The organism is Bacillus sp. YC2, from assembly GCF_019891195.1.
Lineage (GTDB): Bacteria > Bacillota > Bacilli > Bacillales > Bacillaceae > Bacillus.
On record NZ_JAHXDO010000010.1, the window covers coordinates 38,541 to 61,368 of the forward strand.

Here is a 22,828-nt window from a genome sequence, read left to right on the forward strand (position 1 = left end):
AATCAGCCTCCCCATTATTTTCGTCTCATGCGCTGTTTACGACGAATTTTTCCTTCGTCTAAAGCTTTTTTTCTGCTGGACTCCGTCTCTTTCCGGCTTGTTTCTTCACCGTTTTGTTTGGCTTTTACCGCTTGGACCAATGCTGCAACTGTCGGATGGCTGTACATCATCACCACAGGTATCTCAAGACCCAGCGTTGTTTTAATTTTTCCGCTGATCTGCAGTAAATCGAGCGAGGAAGCGCCCAGTTCGAAGAAATTTTCATTTGCGTCCGTTTGCTGTGAATGAAAATATTCTTTGAAAATGTCCATTAATTTTTCTTCCATATTCTCTAGTTGCTCTTCTGTCAGATTTTCCTCATTTTGCTGTTCATCAGCGGCAGAAATGCTGTTTTTGATCCGCTTATTGACGTCCGTTACGGAGATCAGCACTTGCGGATAATCCAATTGCAGCGCCTGTGCAAATACCTTTGCGCCTTGTTCCGGCGTGATGCCTTCATAGAGTTCACTTTCTTTTGCTAGATGTGAAATGGCGTTTGCCGTCTCTGACTGATGGGACATGCCGACCTGATCCCAGCGATCCCAGTTGACGGCGATCATATTGTCACCTTCATTTCTGCACGCATAACTGAAGCTGTCCATAAAGGCGTTTGCCGCTGCATAACCGACCTGACCGCCCGCACCTAAAAATGAGACCAGTGAGGAACAAAGCAGAAAGAAATCCGGCTTTTGATGCTGTAAAACTTTTCTCAGTACGATGCTGCCCGTTATTTTGGCTCTTGCCACCCGCATCTCATCTTCCAGGGTTCTTGCCTGAATGACTTTACCATCAGGGATGCCGGCAGCGTGAATGACACCGTGAATTTCAGGTCCGAATTGAGCTTCAGCCCGCTTTATCGCCTGCCGCAGCTCTGTTTCATCAGCGGCATCGGCTGTTTGGACTGATATTTGGGCGCCAAGATCTTCAAGTTTTAACAATGCTTTTATCTTTTTGCCATAAAGTGTTTCTTTTTCTGCTTTCTCAGGCCATTCGCTTCTGTCGGGAATGTCAGAACGGGTTATCAGGATAAGTTTCGCCTTCACTGTTTCGGCCAAATATGCAGCCAAGGAGAGGCCGATACCGCCAAGACCGCCCGTAATGACATACACGCCCTGATTCCTCAGTTTCTCCGATTCGTTATATCCTTTTGGCACAGCCGCAGGTTTTACTTTGCGCACCCATCTGCTTTTTCCGCGGTATGCGACGATAGGCTCGTGTTCCCCGCACTCTAACTCATATGAAATAAAGGCTGGCCATTCGGGCTGATCCTCATTCGGACTGAGACAGAGATCGATGACTTTACATGTTATTTGTTTATACTCTTGCGGGATGGTCAGACATACGCCGGCAACAGCTGCCTGATGGGGCCGCAATTTCTCCATGCCGGTTACATCATGGCCCTGATCTGTTACGGCCGTTAATTTTACCGGCCGGCCGCCGATGCGGTGAAGCTGTCTGACCAGCTCAAGAAGCGGCATGTAAGCGGCTGTTGCGGGTTCACCTTCACCGTCACAAGTATCTGTGCACATATAAATGACTTCATCCGGAACGAATCCCCGCTGTTCAACTTCATCAAGCAGCATCCCAAGATGACCTGCTTCATATCGATTTAAGGTAAATTTGTTTGGTTCAGGCTCTGAAAATGTTTCACCCGGTATTACTGAGATAACGTCTGCATGCTGCTGTTTAATGAAGCGGCTGAGATGTCCCGATTGCTCAAATACCAGTATGTTTTTTCCGTGGTGACGTCTTTGTTTAACGGCCGGTTCAGTCCTTTCCCACGAAGGAATGGAAAACCAATTATGGAAAGGGAGCTGTTTATCTTCTTCTGTACCGCTCATCCCCAATTCCATCTTCACCTTTTCTTCCATGTCAAAAGAAGGACGCGGGTCAGGAAATATTTGATGCTCAAACGGGTATGTCGGCAGCGGTACTTTTTTGCATTCTTCATTACCGCGGTACTCGTCCCAGTTTACTTTGACGCCATGCGACCACATCCGGCCCAGCCGGTGTAAAAAATACACCCGGTCAGATGAAACTTCCTTCGGGTGCCTGATGGTATTAACCGAGGCGTGCCGGCGGAGCGTAAATTTCTCATGCTTTCTTATAAACTGAGAAAGTGTATGGCCGGGACCGATTTCAATGAATACCGCCTGCCCCATATTCAACAGTGTATCGAGGCCCGAACGGAAATCGACTTTATGCGTAATTTGTGATGCCCAATATTGCGGATCGGACGCCTCATCATTTGTTATCCAATTGCCTGATACATTTGAGATAAAAGGGATCACGGGGTTCTTGAATTTGAATGTACCGAGACTCTCGGCAAAACGGGCGGCCGCTTCCTCCATCATGCTTGAATGAAACGCATGGGATGTTTTGAGTGTCTGTGCAGCAATGCCTTTCGATTGAAGCTCCGCCGCAAACGCATCGACCAATTCTGTTTTTCCGGATACGACCGATAGTTCGGAACTGTTCACCGCGGAGAGCTCGATTCCCGGCGGCATGAGCCGCACCGCTTCTTCGGCTGATACGGCGGCGCTAAGCATTTTCCCTTCAGGCATCTCCTGCATATAGCGGCCTCTCATTGCCGCAATATGCAGCGCATCTTCCAGCTCGAACACACCTGCTAAACAGGCGGCTGTCAGTTCACCGATACTGTGCCCGATCATATATTGGGGCTTGATCCCCTTTTTCATTAAAAAGACGGCAAGCGCATACCCGAGGCTGAATAAGATCGGCTGTGTATATGATGTTTGATTGATGTACCGTTCTGATGCCGCAAGCTCCGTTTCATTGTTCGGATACATGATATTTTTTATTTGTATCCCCGCTGTTTTTTGCAGCAAAGCGAAGCAGCGGTCCAATTCGTTTCGGAATGCAGGTTCGGTGTCATACAGCTCTCGGCCCATATTGACGTATTGGGAGCCTTGGCCGGAAAACATAAAAACCGCAGCGGGGTGCTCCAGCGCAATGACAGGTTTAGAATCGGCACTTGTTATTCCTAACGGCCCGGCGACAAAAGTCTGGCGGTACGAGAAGGCTTTGCGTCCCGTTTCCAATGTGTGGGACATATCCTTGAGGGAGACCCACGGACTGCTGTGAATAAACTGTTTGAGTTGTTCAGCCGCAGCTGTACAGGCAGCCTCCGATCTTGCAGAGACAATCATTAAAGAATCATCTTCACTTTTGTTATCAGTCTGCTTTTGAGGCGGCTCCTCCATGACAACGTGGACATTTGTGCCGCCGATTCCGAATGAGCTGACTCCTGCCCTCATCACTTCATTGCAGGACCATTTTTCTGCAGAAGTACAGACATAGAAAGGGCTGTCTTCAAAATTGATTTTCGGATTCGGATTTTGAAAATGAAGGCTCGGCGGCAGCATTTTAGCATGCAGACTGAGCGCTGTTTTAATAAACCCGGCAATGCCCGCGGCTGAGTCCAGATGGCCGATATTCGTTTTTACTGAACCGATGCCGCAAAATTGCCTCTTTTCTGTCTGAAAAGCTTGCATGAGCGCCTCAATTTCAACAGGGTCCCCAAGTGCCGTTCCCGTTCCGTGCGCTTCAATGTAAGAAATGCTTTCCGGCTCTGTACGGCCGATTTTCAGCGCTTTTCTGATCACTTCTGCCTGCCCTTCGATGCTCGGTGCGGTATAGCCGATTTTCCGGCTGCCGTCATTGTTGTAAGCAGAGCCTTTAATGACCGCGTAAATGTGATCATTATCTTTCAGCGCTTGCTTCAAAGTTTTCAGGACGACGACACCGCAGCCTTCACCGCCTACTGTCCCATTCGCCTCCGCATCAAAAGCGCGGCAGTGTCCGTCAGGCGACATTATCATGCCTTCTTGATACATATAGCCCTTTTTGTGCGGGCATGTGATTGTCACGCCGCCGGCTAATGCCATTTTGCAGTCTCCGGTGAGCAGCGAACGCGAGGCAAGGTGCACAGCCGCGAGAGATGACGAGCAAGCCGTATCAACCGCGACACTCGGCCCTCTTAAATTTAATTTGTAGGAGATTTGTGTATTCATAAAGTCTTTATCCGTTAATTGAATGGCTGCGAATTGTTCAGAGGAGCTGTTGTTGCGGCGGAGCATTGAGTCCGCCTGCCAGTACAGATTGGCGGATGCAGCGCCGAACAATCCGATCGAATCCGGGTAGTCTTCCGGGTTGCAGCCAGCATTTTCGAGAGATTCCCAGGCCACTTCATGAAACATCCGCATCTGCGGGTCCATCACTTCCGCTTCCCGCTGTGTATACCCGAAAAATGCAGCATCAAAGCGGTCGTGTTGATCCACTTTCCCTTTGGCCCGGACGTAATCTTTGTGCTTCAGAAGCTCCTTTCGGACACCGGCTTCAGCCAGCTCTTCTTCCGTAAAAAACGTTATGGATTCTTTTCCGGATTTGATATTTTCCCAGAATTCATTAATATTGCCTGCACCCGGGAAACGGCATGCCATGCCGATAACGGCTATTTCAAGGCCCGTTTGTTTAGTCATTCATCATCCCGCCTAACAGTTGAGCGATATTTTCTAAATCTTCAGCTTCCTCTCCAGAATCTTCTGCAGGCTGCTGAGGCTTTAAGCCCTCGTCGAGCCGGGCAGCGATTGCAGCCGCCGTGGTGTATTGGAACAGCTGGACAACCGAGAGCTCTTGATCAAATACATCTTTGATTTTGTTTGAGATTTCAACGATATGAAACGAGCTTCCGCCGATATCAAAAAAGTTATCCTTGGGGCTGATGCCGGATTCCGGAATATTCAGCACTTCGGCAAAAATAGAGATTATTTTTCTCTCGGTTTCATTATGCGCTTTAACGCCCGGTGGTCCGGTTTCCGGTTTGTCCGACGGATCGGGCAGTGATTGATAATCGAGTTTTCCTGATACATTTAACGGAAACGCGTCTATCTTTATAAACCTTCTCGGAATCATATAATTTGGCAGCTTAACCGCTAAAAACTCCCGTATGTTTTTCGGGTCAGGCTCCTGGTCAGATATCAGATAGGCGCATAAGTATTCGTCATTTCCTTTTTTAACAGGCACAATCACCGCATCACGGATGGTTTCCTCATAGGTCAGCAGCGCTTTCTTAATTTCTTCAAGCTCAATTCGAAAGCCTCTGATTTTGACTTGCTGATCATCCCTGCCTAAAAACTCAATGAACCCGTCCGCGCGCCATCTTGCTAAATCTCCTGTGTGGTAAAGCCGCTTATCAGAAACACCGGCTGACACTCTGAATTTTTGCGAAGTCAGCTCAGGCTGGTGAATATACCCTCTCGCTACCCCGTCACCGCCAATGCATAATTCTCCGTATACTCCAATCGGCACCGGATGCCCGGTCGGATCGAGAATAAAGATTTGTTCGTTCGGCATCGGTCTTCCGATTGGAATAACCGGTTCACTCCAGTCATCCGGAACGGTAAAAGCAGCAGATTGCACGGCACATTCTGTCGGCCCGTAATTATTGGTCAGCACCGGCTTGTTTTCACTAAATGTCTCTAAAAACTGCCGGACAAGCTGCGGCGTCAGCACCTCTCCGCCCGCTAACACCAATTTCAGATCTTTTACACGATGCGGTTGCCCCCCAGAAACCGCTTTTACCATAAGGCGCAAATGAGATGGGGTCGCGTCTGAGATATGAATGCTGTTTTCTTCAAAGAAAGACCATATCCGGCTTCCATCCATTCGGACAAGATCCGGAGCGATAAATAGCGTGTGCCCCAACAGCAGTGCCGGGAACATGGTCTGCACCGACGCATCAAAGATATGGGAAGCAAGCATCGCAACATGAAGATTGTCGTGAGAAATCCCGCCGAAATGTCTGCTGCCGATACCATAAACTAAATTTACCACTTGACGGTGTTCCACCATCACACCCTTAGGTTTGCCAGTCGTTCCCGACGTGTACAGCACATATGCGAGATCACCTGCCGAAGGGAAATGGCCAGATGTTTGCTCCGCATCTGCCGGTTCACGTAACAGCTGTTCCAGAAAGACAACGTGCTGATTTTCCGTTTGTACGCCGCTTCCTTGATTGGCAATAACGAAGCGGGAGCCGCTGTTCTCAAGCATATAGCGGACCCTGTCAGGCGGAAGATGGACGTCAATCGGCAAATAAGGGCATCCGGCTTTCAGGATGCCGAGAATGGCAATGACCATGTCTGCAGACCTCTGAATCATCAGCCCGATAGGCTCCTCTTTATTTACGCCTTTTTTCCTCAATGCTTCGCCAATCCGGTCTGACAGCTCATCCAGTTCCCGATACGTATAGCATTTATTTTCATACACCGCTGCCTTCCGGTCAGGATGAACTGCGGCCTTCTGCTGAAAAAGGTCAATGATTGACTTTTCTTTCGGGTAAGGCATTTCCGTTTCGTTAAAAACGGCTGTAATCTGTTTACGTTCTTCATTTGACAGAAGCACTAAATCAGAAATGGGCTTTTCCGGATCGGCTAACGCCTGTTCAGCAAGCATACAGAAATGTCTTGCCAGTTGTTCAGCAGCTTCAAAGTTGTAATATTCTTCATTCCAGATTAGCTTTCCGCTCAATTTACCTTCTTCATGATGAAACGAAAAGAACAGATCGCTCATCATCTCCCCATATGCAGGCGGGCCGTGGAGATTTTCCAGCGCTGCGCCCAAACCGAACGGCTGATTGGCAGCTTTCTGCGGGTAACATTCATTGATCACAAGCTTTACTGGATAATTTTGATGAGCATGAGCTTCCTGAAAAGCCGTTTTGACAAACTGAAGGCAGTCCCGAAAATGTACAGAAGATTTCAGCTCCAGCTTCAAAGGAAGCAGATCATTGATCGCCGTCTGTTTGTTAGCCTGCTTTAAAACGGGAGCTGCAGCCAAAAGCCCGTTTTTCCCGCTGTAGCGGTGCAGTAAAGCAAAAGCCGCAGCCATTAAAATGATAAACATGCGTAAATCTGATTCTCCGGATGCCTTTAAAACGGCCTTGTTCAACTCAGGCGTAAATGAAAATGCCAATGAAGCCTCTTCTTTCTTCCCCTCAGCATGCCGAAAGAAAGAGGGGAAGCGGCAATCGGTCTCTATATCTGACAGCATGCCCGTCCAATATTGCCGCTCCTTTTCCTTTTCAGAAGCGGCTGTTTTCAAATGAAAGACATCGGTTTGATTCATGTTCAGTCACCTATTTCTGCTAGATTTTCAAGTCATCTAATTCCAGCAATGACACCTCTTCTAGATCCTCAGCGCCGGAAGAAAGTGTTATATCTTTCAGAGCGGTGTGCTTATCTGCTATTACCGAGGCAAACACCTCTTTCACACCAGTGACAATGCTTTCTACAGTCTCCCTTGAGAACAGTTCGGTACTGTATTCAATGACTGAAGAAAGTCCGTTCTCCGTTTCATAAGCAATCCACAGCAGATCAAAGCGGGAGACGGCAGTTTCATACTCATAGTCCGTCAATTTAATTCCGCCCACCTCTAACGACGGCTGCTGGAGATTCTGCAAAGCAAACACCGTGTCAAAAAGCAGATTTCTGCTCAGGCTCCGTTCCAGCTTGAGATCCTGCACCATATGTTCATATTGATAATCCTGATGGGCAAAATCTTCAATCACAAGCTGTTTGACATGGTTCAGAAATTGATTGAACGACATGTCTTTCTCCGGATAGAAACGCAGCGGGAGCATATTAACGAAAATCCCGATGATCCGCTGCAGCTCCTCTTGTCTTCGGCCCGCAACGGGAACGCCGACAACAATATCTGATTGTCCGCTAAGCTTGTGAAGCAGAATCTGATAGACGGACAATAACCCCATAAATAACGTCGCGTCTTCTTCTGCTATGATTTTTTTAAAGGCCGCAAGCTCCTCAGCGCCGATGCGAAAGTGATAATGTGCGCCGGCAAAGCTCTTGATATCCGGCCTGTCATAATCTGAGGGCAGATTCAGCTCTTTCATGCCGTTCAGCCGTTTCAGCCAATATTCTTTGACTTCCTGTAATTGAGCTGATTGCAGCAAGTCATTCTGCCACTCAGAGAAGTCCTTAAATTGCAGCTCTAACGGAGCCAATTGCTTTCCGTCATACAACTCCATAAATTCGCTGACGAGAATATCCTGTGACAATCCGTCTGAAATGATATGGTGCATATCAAGCATCAAGACGTATTCCTTTTCTTTAAGCTTCATGACACCGACTCTCATTAAAGGGGCCTTGTCCAGCTCAAACGGTTTTAAAAAACTGCGAATGACTTCTTTTTGTTCATCCGCATCCGGTTCTTCAAGATGCGACAGGTCATAAAAGTCAGCCTGAAAATCCGCATGCTCAGCAATGAATTGAACAGGCGTGCCGTCTTTGACGGCGAAAAAGGTCCTTAAACTTTCATGGCGCGAAATCAGTTTGCGGAACGTCTCTTCAACCTGTTTCATGTTCAGATTGCCGGAAATTCTCCCTGCGGTGAATTCGTTATACCCCGTACTGCTTTTATCAAATTGCTGAACGAGATAAAGTCTCTTTTGAGCTGAGGAAAGCGGGTAGTACGGACGCTTTTCTGCTTTTTTTATTTTTTGGTATACTTTCTTATCCGCCCCGCTGATATATTCACTCATTTGCCTGATGGTCGGAATATTAAAGAAATCCGGAAGCGCTATTTCGACATCGAAGGCTTGATGGATGACAGAAATAAAGGAAATCGCTTTTAACGAATCTCCGCCCATTTCAAAGAAATCGTCATCTATGCCGATTTGGTCAATTTTGAAAAACGCCTGCCAATGAGCCAGCAATTCTTTTTCCATTTCTGTCTGAGGCTCTGCATATTCCGCCGACAGCTCGGGTCGGCCGTACAGCTGAATATCTTCTGTTTGCACGGTGTCATCATTAGAAGTTTGCAGCCGGTTGACGTATTTCTCTATGCGCGCATTCAGGTCAGTAGCCGAAACGATGATTTGATCAGTGTGTGAAAACGTGAAGATTCGTTCAAATACGTCTCTTCCTTCGCCGGCACGGATTAAGGTGTGTTCCAGGTTCCCGCCGACCGGAATATTCGGTTTGCTGCCGCCCGCAAATTCCCAACCGTCCAAATTCAGTGCCGTCCATGATACCGGATGGCGCGAATTGTGTTTGGAGACGAACCCATCAACAAATTGATTGACAGCAGTATAGGCTGTAAAGCCCAATCCGCCCAGGATCGGTGATAGGGATGACAGCAGGAAGCAAAAATCAAGCGGACGATCTCCCAATACTTTCTCCAGCATGACAACGCCATCCATTTTTGAACGAAAATGCTGTTCAGAGAAGGTTTGATCCGTCTTATCCATCATGCTGAATGAGTGTTCTCCCGTGATTCCGGCGGCATAGATGACACCGTTGATTTTCCCGTATCCGGATTCCGTCTTCTCAATTAATTCCGCCATGTCTTCTTCGCTTGCCGCGTCACAAGCGGCAGTCATCACTTCTGCTCCCGCAGCTTCCATTTCCATGATCGCGGCTATTTTTCTTGATATGTGATGATCTTCCGAATGGTCTTGAAGCCATGCTTTCCATTCACTTCTTGCAGGCAGGTCTGACCGGCTTGTTAAAACCAGCTTCCCTTTCGTCTTTTCCGCAAGGGATTTGGCCGCGTTTAACCCGATAAATCCGAGACCGCCGACAATCACGTACACCCCGTTTTGCCGAATGAGTTCCTGCGGTGATTCATGAGGAATGTCAGTCCGTGAATAATGACGGATAAATCTCTTTTGATCTCTGTAAACCGTCAGCACGCTGCCTGTTTCTCTATAAAGCTCTGATAATATCACCCGGATCTGCTTATCTTCTTTCCATGAATCCGGGTTCTGGCGGTCTATATCAATAATTCTGTAGCGGAGAAAAGGCGTTTCCTGTGATATGACCATAGCCGGTCCCATATGAACGGCCTTTTCAGGGTAAAGCGCTTCTTCCGCGCCTGTTTGGTACGCAAGGGAGGACAATACAAAAATAGCAGTCTCTCTGCCTGCGGCTTTCTTTTTTAAAGCCTGGCCTAAATAAAGCAATGAATAATAGCAATCATTTTTTATCTGCCGGATCCGCTCTGACAGATCAACTGTTGTTTCCGCCAATCCCCACAGATGCACAATCCGACTGATATGAATCTGCTCTTTTTCAAGAGAGTCCAACAGCATATCATAATGCTCCGCCGCGGCCGAACAGATGGTGTACTCCCCTTTTTTCCCGTGGTGAAAATACCCGCCTTTTTGCACGATCGTGCAGGAAGCATGGGATGCCCTCAATTCATCCGCAAGTTTATGAGAGAAATGCGTGTCTTCCATAAAAATGAGCACTCCCTCATCAGACACATCATGCTTCCCGCTGAACGGAAGAATCTCTTGTTTCCATTGCGGCATATAAAACCATTCCTTGAGCGGAAGCTTGCCGCCCTCAGGCTGCTCTTTTCTCCCGGCAGCGCCCGGTTTGTTTGAATGCCAAAATGATTCTTTCTCAAAAGGATAGTGCGGCAGCGATACTTTTCCAGGGCTTCTGCCCTCATGGAAGCTGTTCCAATCGACAGCCGCTCCGTACATCCACAGCGTGCCGATTTTGCCGAGCAGAAACTGCACATCCGACATCTGCTGGCGGCTGTGTCTCAATACATTGCACGCATGCTGACCCATTTCAGCCTTAATCGACCTTTTGACCAGCACACTCAAATCCTGGCCGGGACCGATTTCAATAAATATCGCACTCTCCTGCTTAGATAACGTTTCGATTCCTTGGGCAAAACGGACGGTTTCAGTCATGTGCCGCATCCAATAGCGGTAATCAGCGGCATCTTCCTCTGTCATCCACTCTCCTGTCAGGTTGGAGAAAAACGGAATGCCCGGTTTATGATAGGAAAGGTGCTGAGCCGTCTCCCCGAACATTACAGCAGCTTGAGCCATGATATGAGAGTGGGCCGCGGTTGTTCCTTTCACTCTCATGGTGAGCATTTTTTGTGATTTTAATTGCTGTTCAAAAGCGGCAATATCCGGCTCAAGTCCCGATACGATACACGATGCGTCATTGACCACCGCAAGAGATAAGTTTTCCGGCAGTATTTCGTTCAGCCGCTCTTCCGGTACAGGCACGCTCAGCATGACTCCCGGCGGCGCTTCATGCATGGCTTTTCCCCGTAAACTAATCAATTTGATCGCGTCTTGCAGGGAGAAAACCCCAGACACAGCCGCTGACGTTACCTCTCCGAAGCTGTAGCCGATCATCGCCCACGGACGCAGGCCCCACTTGATCAGGAGCAATGACAGCGCGTATTCAATCGTAAAAATCGCCGGCTGCGAATATTTGTTTTCCTGGAGCTTTTTGGCGGCTTGCTCTTCATGCTCCTGGTCAGGATAAAGAATGTCTTCGAGCTTCTCGCCGGTTAAATCAAAGAATGCTTGGAAACAGCGATCCATCGTTTCCTTGAAATAAGGTTCTTCTCGATATAAATCCAGTCCCATATTCACGTACTGGCTGCCCTGTCCCGTAAACATAAAAATCAGTTTTTTCGCCTGCTTCTCCCGGACGTGTGAAATCCGGCTGATCCCCCTCCCCTGCGGTTGCGACAGGAGACGCACTGCATCATTCCGATCGCTTGCGACAAACATTTGTCTGTAATCAAAATGCTGTCTGCCTGTCTGCAGGGTATACGCAGTATCAGCTGCACAAAGATCTGATTGGACGCTCAGCTTTTGCAGTAAACGCTGTCTGGTCTTTTCCAGTCCGTTCATTGTTTTCGCTGATAGAGGAAATAATTGATATGTGCGGGGTCGTTCTTCCTTCCGATTGTCCGGCGCTTCCTCTAAAATGACATGGGCATTTGTGCCGCCCATCCCAAAAGAGCTGACTCCCGCGCGCCTCGGTGTGCTGGCTTTTTCCCATTCACACGATTCATCACTGACAAAGAAAGGGCTGTTTTCAAAATCAATGTTCGGATTCGCCTCTTTATAGTGGAGACTTGGCACATATTGCTTATGCTTAAGGGAAAGAACGGTTTTAATGAGACCGGCCGCTCCGGCTGCCGCATCGAGATGCCCAATATTGGTTTTAACTGATCCGATTCGGCAAAATCCCGTTTTTTCTGTTTGAAATGCTTTAGTCAGCGCTTCAATCTCAATCGGATCTCCAAGTGACGTTCCTGAGCCGTGGGCTTCCACATAACTGATTGTTTCCGGGTCAACCCCTGCATTCCGGATCGCATCTTTCACAACCTCTGTCTGGCCTTCGACACTCGGTGCGTTAAATCCGACTTTTTGGCTGCCGTCATTGTTAATCGCTGATCCTTTCACGACGGCATAAATTTGGTCGCCGTCAGCCAATGCGTGGCTTAACGACTTAACTGCAACAAATCCCACTCCGTCTCCCCCGACAGTTCCCTTCGCGTCTTTATCAAAAGCGCGGCAATGGCCGTCAGGCGATTTCACCATATTTTCCTGATAGACGTAACCGGATTTCACCGGATGAAGAATGGAGGCTCCTCCCGCCAGCGCAATATCGGATTCCCCGTTTAATACAGATTTACACGCCAGATGAAGAGCCACTAATGAAGTTGAACACGCCGTCTGTAATGTAATCGCCGGTCCTTTTAAATTTAATTTGTGGGCAACTCTGGTGCTGACGGTATAAATATCATTGAGAGAACCGACTTCAAATAGTTCGGACATCCTGCCGTCTAACGAATCAGTGAAATGCTGTATCCACTGAAAATTGGATGTTGTACCCGTAAACAAGCCGATTTTTCCTTCATAGTGGGCAGCGGCGCACCCTGCATCCTCCAACGCTTTCCATGCATATTCATGAAGCAGGCGAATTTGCGGATCCATCATCTCAGCCTGCCCAGGAGAATATCCGAAAAATGAGGCATCAAACAGATCAGGGCCGTCTATGACTCCTTTGGCCCGCACATAATCCGGCCTTTTGAATGTTTGTTCTTGAATCCCCGCTTCTAACAGTTCCTCATCAGAGAAAAACGAAATTGACTCCCTGCCGTTTTTAAGGTTGCTCCAAAACTCCTCGATATTTTCCGCACCGGGGAATTTCCCGGCCATGCCGATAATTGCTATCCGGTCATCCGCTTCCGCATTTTGCTTAGGCGGCACCTTCGGCTTCTCTTCTTCTTTTGGGGCTCCCATTTCTGCAGTTAAGAAAGCAGCCATCGAGTGAACCGTCGGACGGCGGAACATTTCGACCATCGGTATGTCTTTTCCCGTTTTCTTAGATAACTGCTGGCTGACCTGAATCAAATGCAGGGAGCTTCCGCCGATTTCGAAAAACTTATCATCTGCGGAGATGTTCTCTTTGCCAAGTACATGTTTCCACACATCAAGCACGAGCGTTTCGGCCTCTGACATCGGCAGCCTCATGTCCCGCTTGACTTCAGATTGAGCCGTGAGATCAGGCAGGGCGCTTTTATTAAGCTTACCGTTGGCAGTCAGCGGCATCTCAGAAACAGTTACGAAATGAGATGGGATCATATACTCAGGCAGATGGCGGCGTAAAAATTCCCTAAGCTGCTTTTCCTCAACATCCCGTTCTGTTTTAAGATAAGCAGCCAGACACGGCATTTGTGAGGCGTCTTTTTTTACGGCAACCGCCGCGGACGTAATGTCCTGATGCTTGCAGAGCCAATGCTCAATTTCCCCCGTTTCGATCCGGTAGCCCCTCAGCTTGACCTGGTCGTCATTTCGGCCTAAAAACTGAATCGTGCCTTCTGGCAGAAAGCGCGCAGCATCACCCGTTTTGTACATTTTTTCTCCCGGCTTAAAAGGGTGATCAACAAAGCGCTCTTTCGTAAGGGACTCTCTCCCTAAGTAGCCTTTTGCCACTCCTTTTCCCGCAATGTATAATTCCCCCGCCGAACCTTGAGGCATCAGGTTCATGTTCGAGTCAAGCACATAAATATCCGTATGAGCTGCAGGCCGGCCGATCGGGACATACACGCCATGATCCTGCGCTGAGGAATACTTGTGAATCATGCAGCCTACGACCGTTTCTGTCGGGCCGTATTCATTGAAAATTTCAATATCACCGCCGAAATTATCTTCGATTTTCTTAGCAAGCGAGGCTTCCAATTGTTCTCCGCCTAAAATCAAACACTTGACCGAGCTTTGTTTGCATTCCAGGTGGGAAATCAGCTGGAGATGAGACGGCGTTAATTTAATGACATGCGCGCGATTGTCTTTCACAATCTGTTCAGCAAGAAGCTGCTTATTCCGATTTTGATATATGATGATTTTATTCCCCGTGATGAGCGGAGTGAAAATAGAGGTTACCGTCAAATCAAATGAGAGAGACGTATAAAGGGCAAAGTCTCTCTTTTCTCCCCTCACATATTGATCTGCGGCCCATGTAATGTAATTCTCAAGCCCGATATGTTTCACAAGCACCCCTTTTGGCTTTCCCGTCGTTCCTGATGTATACATGCAATAAGCGATATGTCCGGGATCAGTTTGTTTTCGGGGATTGCTGTCCTTTCCTTGATACAGCGCATCATCTGTAATATCCAATTTCATGCCGCCGTATGAGTATGTAAGCCCCTCAATGTTATGAGTCAGCAGCATGTTGACGCCGCTGTCGCTCAGCAGGTATTCAATTCTTTCCGGAGGATAATCAGGGTCAATCGGCACATAGACGCTGCCGGATTTTAAGACCGCCAGACATGCAATGACCATTTCCGCAGAATGCTCTGCCAGGATGCCGATTCTTTGCTGCGGTTTAATTCCGCGCTTCTCCAGAGAATAGACAAGCTGGTTCACTTTTCGATTAAGTTCTTGGTAAGTAAGCTGTTCTGACCGAAATTCTGCCGCGATGGCATGAGGCGTTTTTTCTGCCTGTTCTTCAAATAGATCAATGACAGTCCGCTGGTCATCGCCGGAGATGCCCGTATACCGGCAAAATCCTTGCAGCTGATACGCCTTTTCCTCTTCAGTCAGCATGTCGAGTTTTGCTGCCGGCTTCTGCACCGGCCTGACTGATTCCGCCACCAGGGTGCAAAAATGCTCTGCCAACTTGTCGACTTGATCAGCCTGCATGACATCAGGATTATAAATGAAAGAAAAATGAAGGTTTTGATCAAACGCCTGTACACTTAATGTCAGATCAAATTCCGTCTGTTCAAACATGTCACAACCTTTGATTCCAAGCGGCAGGCTTCCGGACTTCAATTCTTGATCAAGCGGGTAATTTTCAATTACGACGATTGTGTCAAATAAAGCCTGCTCGGCAGTCAGTCCGGCATACGTTTTCAGCTCAGAAAGCGGCGTCTGCTCAAATCCGCTTCTTTGGGCCGTCTGTTCATTTACGCGCCGGATGATATCAAGCGGCGTTTCATCAGAAGTGACGTGAAGACGAAGCGGCAGGGTGTTGATAAATAAACCAGTCATATTCTCAATACCATTGATTTCGGCATTTCTGCCTGAGACCGTCGTTCCGAACGTAATATCTTCCTGATCTGAATATCGTTTCAAAAGAATCCCCCACACACCGTATATGACAGAAGCTGTCGTCACTTCATTGTGTAAAGCGAATGTATGTAACGCTTCGGCGTCGGACGCAGGCAAAGATCTTTCTATTCTGGAAAAGACATTATTCGGCTTCAGTGCTTTTTCGCTGTAAGGAAGCAGCCGGGCCGGCTCCCAATCTTTCAGCAGCCGCTTCCAATAAGCAGCCTGGGCCGCTTTCGTTTTTTTCTGATGATGCTGCTGCCATTTCACAAACGTTTGGTAGGCTGGTTTGTTCGGGAAAACGGCCGTTTCCCCTTTCGTTAAGGATTGATACGCCTCGAACCAATCTTTAAGCACAATGCCCATGCTCCAGCCATCCATTAAAATATGATGAAAGCTGATCAGCATCCAGCTTGATTGCTGTCCCGTCTTATAAAGAGTCACCCGGAAAGGCACTTCCTGCAGATCAAACGGCATTTGTCTGTCACGATGAATCAAGTTCTCTTTCAGCTTTTCCAATGATAGGTCACAGTTCTCGGACAGGTCTTCATATGCGGCCTGTGTATGATGCCGTTTCAAAATAATTTGAATCGGCTTGGCTACTTCTTTCCACCTGAATAAAGTCCGAAGCATTTCGTGATGCTGAACAGTCTGATTCCAAGCCTCTTCAAACATCTGCCGATCCGGAATTCCGTCGATTTGCAGCAGCATTTGTTCAAAATAGGTGCTTCCGTCAGGCTCCATCAGATGATGGAACAGCATGCCTTCCTGTATGGTGGTTAATCCTAATATATTATCGATATCCGCCTTATCAATTTTTTTCGTTTGACCGCCCACAGAATCATCTCCATCCTGCCTATTGTTTGACAAAATATTTCCTTAATCCGTAATTCGCAATGACCTGCTGCTGAATTTGAGATGTTCCCTCAATAATCTCCAATACTTTAGCTTCTCTGTACAGGCGGGCCGCTGAATGATCCTTGCTGAAACCGCTCCCCCCGTGAATCTGCACATTTATGTTTGTCACTTCGACGGCTGTTTTGGATGTAAAGTATTTGGCGACAGACGTCTCCGTCACGGCATCCGGATCCTGATTCATCCGCATTTCACCGGCCTTCATGCAAAGGGCCCGGGCTGCGTGAAGCTGCGTCACGGCATCGCCGATCATCCCTTTCACCATTTGGTGCTTGTACAGTTTTTCACCGAATTGGCTTCTCTTTCTGGAATAGGTGACAAGCGAATCTACGGCTTCCTGGGCAATCGCCAGGCCGGCCCATGCAACACTGTATCTCCCGTGATCTAACGCCAAATTGACAATATAATTGAAGCCGCCTCCTACAGGGCCGAGAACCTGTTCTTCCCGCACTTCCGTATTATTAAATTCAATTTCGGCTAGATATGAAGCCCGATTTGCCATCATGCCGCTCATTTTTTTCACAGACACTCCGGGCTGGCTGCTGTTTACGAGAAAAGCGGTAACCGCGTCTTCCCTGCGTGCGATAACAATGAAAAAATCAGCAATGGCGCCAAATGAAATCCACTTTTTCTTCCCATTGATGACGTAGCCATTTTCTTTCTTCTCATAAGACGTTTCTACATGATTAGCATCTGAACCGATATTAGGCTCTGATAAAGCAAACGCCCCGATTTTTTCGCCTTCCCCTATCGGAATAAGCCACTCCGCTTTCTGCGCTTCTGTGCCATACCGAAGGAGAGCTTCACCGACTAATGAATTGACCGTCAGCAAAGTGCGGAAATTACAGCAAGCCTTTCCCGCCTGTTCAGTAAATAATCCATACTCAATTGGATTAAGACCTAATCCGGCATATTCTTCGGGAATGCCGGCGGCAAAATAGCCTTTGCTGCCGGCGTCCTTAATCAGCGGCCCGGGAATGCATTCCGTTTCGTCAAATTCTCCTGCTAAAGGTCTGATGTGTTCATTGCAGTATTTCAGAAACCCTTGTATGATATCAGCTTTCTTTTCAGCTGTTTTCATTGGCAAAAGCCCCCGTCTGTTTTTTCTCTATTAAATTGACAATCTGGTTCACCGTGCTGAAATTCGCTATATCTAAATCGTCATTATCGAGCTGCAGCTGGAACTCCTGCTCTAGAAACGTCACCAGTTTCATCGCAAACAATGAATTCACAAACCCCATTTCAAAGATGTGATCATCATTGGATAATTCAATTTCATCATCAAACACGACAAGATTATTTTCGATATACGCTCTAATTTGTTCATGCAGGTTCATTGGGTCATTCTCCTCACTATTTAAAATGGTTTATTTACCGGCAGGTGCAGGCGTGATCTGGACATTTACATCCACATATTCGGGATACGGCTGAATGCGGGTGAGGTCATTTTCAAATAAGATACTGCCATCCGCCTCTTTTTTGACTTCTTTAAAGTTTGCAAACTTGTACGTGACATACATGACCCTGTTTCGGTCGGTCTGCTTAAAATCTGCGTACAGTTTTTTATTTTGCTTTTTCGCTTCGTTTAAAATCGCTCCGAGCAAAATCGTGCCGACTCCGCGCGACATGACTCGGCAGGACATTAACAGAAGCTTGATGTGCCATTCATTGCCCTTTTTTTCTATTAAAGAAAGGCCGATTTTGCCGTACGATCCGTATTTATCCTCTAACTCACATACGAGCAGCAAATGAGAATCAGATGTCCGGAAAAAATCTAACTCCTGATAATCGTATGTTTTACCGCTCGCATTCAGCTGGTTGGTTCTGACCGTCAGTTCTTCTGCGCGCTGCAAATCGCGTTCTTCCGCGTGTGTGATCGAAAATTTCATATTCAGCGAGGCGAGAAACTGCTCTGACGGCCCTTCAAACCGCTCTTCATCCTCTTTTCTTCGATCATCTTCCAAATACATCTGCCTCCGCCTCTTGGCATCCTCTGTAATGAAGGCCGGCTTCAGCCGCTCGTGTGAAAGCAGTTCTTTATAACGGGACGCATCCCAGCAGGCAATGTCGGGATGTACAGCTTGGACTTCTTCCCTTTCAAATACCTGATCATCTATAAAAAGCAATGTGTCCTTATGGATGTTTAAATTTTTGCTGATCTTTTCTAATGACACTGATTTTGCATTCCAGCTGATTTCAGGGTATAAAAAGAAATGGTCGATCTGAAATTCCTTTAATTTAGCCATGGCGGCTTTCTCGTCATTTCTGCTTGCGATTGACAGCAGGATGCCCCGCTCATCAAGTTCCGTCAGTATTTCCTTCACTGAATCTTTCAGCCTGACATGATCAGATTCAAGCAGCACACCGTCCCACATCGTATGGTCTAAATCCCAGACAACACACTTCACATTCTTTTTCAACTTGTTTCCTCCTTAGCTGTATTGAAAAAACCCTTGACCGGACTTTCTGCCGAGTTTTCCGGCGTCTACCATTTTCACCAGCAGCGGACAAGGCCGGAATTTAGAATCCATGTAGCTTTCATACAAAACGAGCAGCGATTTTAATATCGTATCCAGGCCGATTAAATCGGCGGTGGCGAGAGGACCCATTTTATGCCCGAAGCCTCCGCGGAAAATTTTATCCACATCGGACGGAGCGGCTACTTGATCTTGAACTGTCCAAATGCTTTCATTGATCGTCAGCATCAAAACCCGGTTGGAAACGAATCCGGAAAAGTCATTCACGACGACAGGATTTTTGCCGAATGATTTCAAGAACTGCACCGCTGCGTCAACCGTTTGCTCAGACGTTTGGTCCGCGCGGATTACCTCTACAAGCTCCTTCAGCGGCACGGGGTTCATAAAGTGCGCACCGATGACATTCTCAGGATGATGCATAAGCGATGCGACCTTTGTAATCGAAATACAGCTTGTATTGACAAAATAGATGGTTTCCCTGCCGCAAATATCACGCAACTGTTCGTATACCTTCTTCTTAATGTCCCAGTCCTCGGTTACATTTTCGATGATAATATCAGCATTCTGGACATCACTCAGCTGTGTACTGAAATGAATACGCCCGAGCAATTCATCGAGAGAACTGCTGATTTTTCCTTTTCTCATTAATTGAACCAGCCTGAATGTTTTCTTTATATTTTCTTTTGCCGCGGCGAGCTTATCCTCATTAATATCAATGACAGTCGCTTCATACCCGTTTGCCGATAAATCAAGGGCCATATCCGATCCCATGACGCCTCCGCCAATAACACCTGCATGTTTCACTCCCATTTCACACAACTCCTGTCCGACTCAGAATATAATTGATTTTGTCTGTAACTGCTTTAGTCTCTTCATTAATAAAGAAATGATCTCCTTCAAACTCGTAAAAACCGCAATGCCTGTCTGTATATTGGTGCCAGTCATTCAGATCAAACAGCACTGACGGAAGATCACGTTTTCCGTAAAAAATGGAGATATCGCAATGAACCTGCTCTACGGATGTGATGTTATACGTTTCAAGCAGCTGAAAATCCGCCCTTAAAATTGGAATGAAAAAATGAAGCAGCTGCTCGTTTTTACTGAATTCTTCAGGAACACCTCCCATCTGGATTATGGCTTCTTTCAGCGTTGCATCAGAAAGCTGATGCAGCATTTTTTTCTCCGGGATGTGCGGAGGAAACCTGCCGGAAAAAAACAAATGGACAGGTTCTCTTTCGGCCGCCGTTAATTTTTTCTGCAGCTCATAGGCGAGCAAAGAACCCATGCTGTGCCCGAAAATAGCATAATCAGAATCGCCTAAGCGGGTTTGCGCCTGTAAATAAAGATCTTCTGTAACAGCGCCGGAATCTTTCAGCAGCGGCTCCGACATTCTCGTTCCGTGCCCCGGAAGCTCCAGCGCGATAAGCTCAATTGATTGATCCAGATACTTCCTCCAGCTGCTGTAAAGTGTACTGGAGCCTCCGGCATAGGGAAGGCAGAGTAATTTCATCTGATCCGCTCCTTTGCGCAATAATCGGCAAGCCGTTCACAATGCACCGTTTCTAGTTCTGTAATCCTTTTCAAAGATTGAATGATACGAGACTGATATTCAGGGTCTGATTGTCCTGAGAAAAACAGCTTAGCCGTTTGGTGACGTGCCGTTTCCCATTCTTCGATGATATCGGCCAGTAAATCTGCAAAATCTGCCCGCATCGAAAGATAAGAAAGCCTGTATTGTTCGACCCGCTTGGCGTGGATAATACGGTTAAAGGCTTGAAGCATCTTCTCCGTATCTCCTAAACTGCTGAATTGCTCCGTAAAATTCCTGGAGCTCTCTAATCCGGAAAACAGCTCGTCCCGGTGCTGGTTCACATGCAGGGCAAAATAAGAATCGGCATCTGTAAACATACACGAGCCGGTTCTGTCACGTTCGGCTTCATAAGAAAAAGACGCATATGAATGAAAGGACTGAGGAGGGGTAAAAAACCTGTAAAACCCTTTGTACGCCCTCGTCAAGTGATGAAAAGAAATATGCTTGACTTCATAGGAAAGATTATCGAAATGACGATTTTCTAACACAGCTGCCGTGCGGTCAGTTTCGTCGTAGCCGAAAACCAATAGGCAGTTGCGGTAGTGCTTGGTCATGTATTCCGGCCTGTAAGGCTGTGAAAATGTATCGAGCCAAATGATAATCGGTTTTTGACGGTCTATATCCTTTTTGATATCTTCGATGATATCTTCACTCACCGGCTGTTTTTCAGCGGATATTCCCTGAAGATTCATCAGCTTTTCAGGATCATGGACGGAGGTGCATCGGACGGAAAGATAACCATCATCATCCGTTTGGTAGCTGTATATATCATTCAGAAGATACGGATACAGCTCTTTGTTAAACGAACGGACCGCCGCAAAATAACAATTGTAGAAACAGCTCTGATAAAACAGCTCGTTAAACGGCGCAATGCCAAAGATGCGATGTTCACACGTCATATGTTTCACTCCTCGGGGTAAAAGTACGGTACAGGCATTTGGCCAAACCGAATCCACATACCAGAACGATCAGCAGATAATAGACGGCCGCCAAGTAAATAAGAGAAGAAGGCCCCCAGATGAATACCATCTTCCAAGGCAGTCCATTAAAGACCGTAATCGCTATAATTTCAGGCAGGACAAGACCGAAAACCAGCAGAAGCAACCACAGCATCGCTTTTGTTTTCTTCCATTGAAACGCCGTATTCTCTCCCGCTTTCACCTTTCTTCTCCACTTACCAAAACGGTATAACATGAACAGAATCACGGCACTTAGTGACACGGATAAAACAGCAGACAATCGATCAATCACCTGAAAGGGATCGGTCACCGTCTCCGGATTTTTTTGTCCCGATATAAACTGCAAGACCGTCCTTGCCATGTGTTCAGGATACGCACTGTTCATATTGGCCAGCACGCCTACTGCTGTTTCGGTATCCGGGCTGATAATGAAAAACGAAGAATAGTTTGGATTGGAGCCGGCATGAAATATCTCTTTCGGCCGGCCTTCTTTTTCAATTACGGACCAGCCGTATGCATAACGGGTATCCGGTACATCGGTTTTGATCTTTTCGTTTGGCTGATGGCTTATATCAATAAGCCGTGCCGTCTGCTCTCCTCCTTTCTGATTCAGCTGAATCTTAAGCCATTTGGCTAAGTCTTTTCCGTTTGTCATGATATAACCGGCGGGCGTGTTTCCTCTGTAAACGGGAGCTTCATATGGACGCGCCTTAAAGAAACCCATCTTATACCCCCGCGATAAATCAGCATGGCCTTCAGCCGCCTGCCTGCCGGCATAAGAGCCTGTTAACCCGAGGTTTTTCAATACATGCCGGGTTATATATTGTTCATACGACTGTCCTGTAACCTTTTCGATGATATACCCAAGGACGTCGTAATTAATGGTGGCGTATTCATATACGGTTCCCGGTTTATGGGCGAGCTCAAATCCTATTAAGCTTTCGGCCGTCTCCTTTAAAGCATCCTTTCCTTTTCCGGACGCAATGCCGGCGATAGACAAAAACGGAATTCCGCTGGTGTGATGCAGCAGCTGTTCAACGGTAATCTCCCGCTTCTTTCCTTGATAAAAAGCGTAAAAGCCTTTTATGTACCGGCTGACCGGATCCTGAAGATCAATTTTGCCGCTTTCGGCAAGCTGCAGCACGCCGAATGCTGTGAAAGCTTTTGACGTTGAGCCGATTTCAAACAACGCGGAGTCTGTAACCGGACGTTTATTCTCTCTGTCAGCAAAACCGAAACCTTTACTGTAGATCGTCCGGCCCCCTTTGACCGCCACCACTTCAATTCCCGGAATACCGCTTTCGGCGGCCTGTTTTTCGATCTTCGAATCAAGCCCTCCGACATCCAAGGCCTGCGCCTCCATCTTTCCCCCATATATGAAGAAAAGACAAATGATGACACTTACAATCCGCCCGCATTTCAT

General features: G+C 47.2%; 10 protein-coding genes. All 10 read right to left on the reverse strand.

What is annotated here, in order from left to right; all coding sequences use genetic code 11:
• Positions 1-14 precede the first annotated feature (14 nt).
• The 10 genes from KY305_RS15410 to KY305_RS15455 are packed head-to-tail and all read right to left on the reverse strand — an operon-like array spanning position 15 to position 22,828.
• Positions 15-4,541 carry a type I polyketide synthase gene (locus tag KY305_RS15410; protein ID WP_223063290.1) on the reverse strand — a complete coding sequence of 1,509 codons (4,527 nt, stop codon included), beginning with the start codon at positions 4,539-4,541 and terminating at the stop codon, positions 15-17.
• Positions 4,534-7,188, reverse strand: a complete 2,655-nt coding sequence (locus tag KY305_RS15415) for a non-ribosomal peptide synthetase (protein WP_223063291.1) — start codon at positions 7,186-7,188, stop codon at positions 4,534-4,536. The genes KY305_RS15410 and KY305_RS15415 overlap by 8 nt, the downstream gene beginning before the upstream one ends.
• Positions 7,189-7,207: 19 nt before the next feature.
• Positions 7,208-16,300: a non-ribosomal peptide synthetase/type I polyketide synthase gene (locus tag KY305_RS15420; RefSeq protein WP_223063292.1), complete on the reverse strand. Its 9,093-nt coding sequence runs from the start codon at positions 16,298-16,300 to the stop codon at positions 7,208-7,210.
• 19 nt (positions 16,301-16,319) lie between these two features.
• Positions 16,320-17,459 carry an acyl-CoA dehydrogenase family protein gene (locus KY305_RS15425; protein ID WP_223063293.1) on the reverse strand — a complete coding sequence of 380 codons (1,140 nt, stop codon included), beginning with the start codon at positions 17,457-17,459 and terminating at the stop codon, positions 16,320-16,322.
• Positions 17,446-17,715 carry an acyl carrier protein gene (locus KY305_RS15430; protein ID WP_223063294.1) on the reverse strand — a complete coding sequence of 90 codons (270 nt, stop codon included), beginning with the start codon at positions 17,713-17,715 and terminating at the stop codon, positions 17,446-17,448. Before KY305_RS15430 ends, KY305_RS15425 begins: the two co-directional genes overlap by 14 nt.
• A gap of 30 nt (positions 17,716-17,745) precedes the next feature.
• Positions 17,746-18,798: an HAD-IIIC family phosphatase gene (locus tag KY305_RS15435; protein WP_223063295.1), complete on the reverse strand. Its 1,053-nt coding sequence runs from the start codon at positions 18,796-18,798 to the stop codon at positions 17,746-17,748.
• A gap of 12 nt (positions 18,799-18,810) precedes the next feature.
• The gene (locus KY305_RS15440; RefSeq protein ID WP_223063296.1) at positions 18,811-19,665 is read right to left on the reverse strand and encodes a 3-hydroxyacyl-CoA dehydrogenase family protein; all 855 of its coding nucleotides are present in this window, start codon (positions 19,663-19,665) and stop codon (positions 18,811-18,813) included.
• Position 19,666: 1 nt separating this feature from the next.
• Complete coding sequence (locus KY305_RS15445) at positions 19,667-20,365, reverse strand: thioesterase II family protein (protein ID WP_223063297.1); 699 nt, start codon at positions 20,363-20,365, stop codon at positions 19,667-19,669.
• Positions 20,362-21,345 (reverse strand): BtrH N-terminal domain-containing protein, encoded by a 984-nt coding sequence (locus KY305_RS15450; protein WP_223063298.1) that lies wholly within the window; start codon positions 21,343-21,345, stop codon positions 20,362-20,364. Before KY305_RS15450 ends, KY305_RS15445 begins: the two co-directional genes overlap by 4 nt.
• On the reverse strand, positions 21,335-22,828 hold the full coding sequence (locus KY305_RS15455; protein WP_223063299.1) for a serine hydrolase domain-containing protein: 1,494 nt from the start codon (positions 22,826-22,828) through the stop codon (positions 21,335-21,337). The genes KY305_RS15450 and KY305_RS15455 overlap by 11 nt, the downstream gene beginning before the upstream one ends.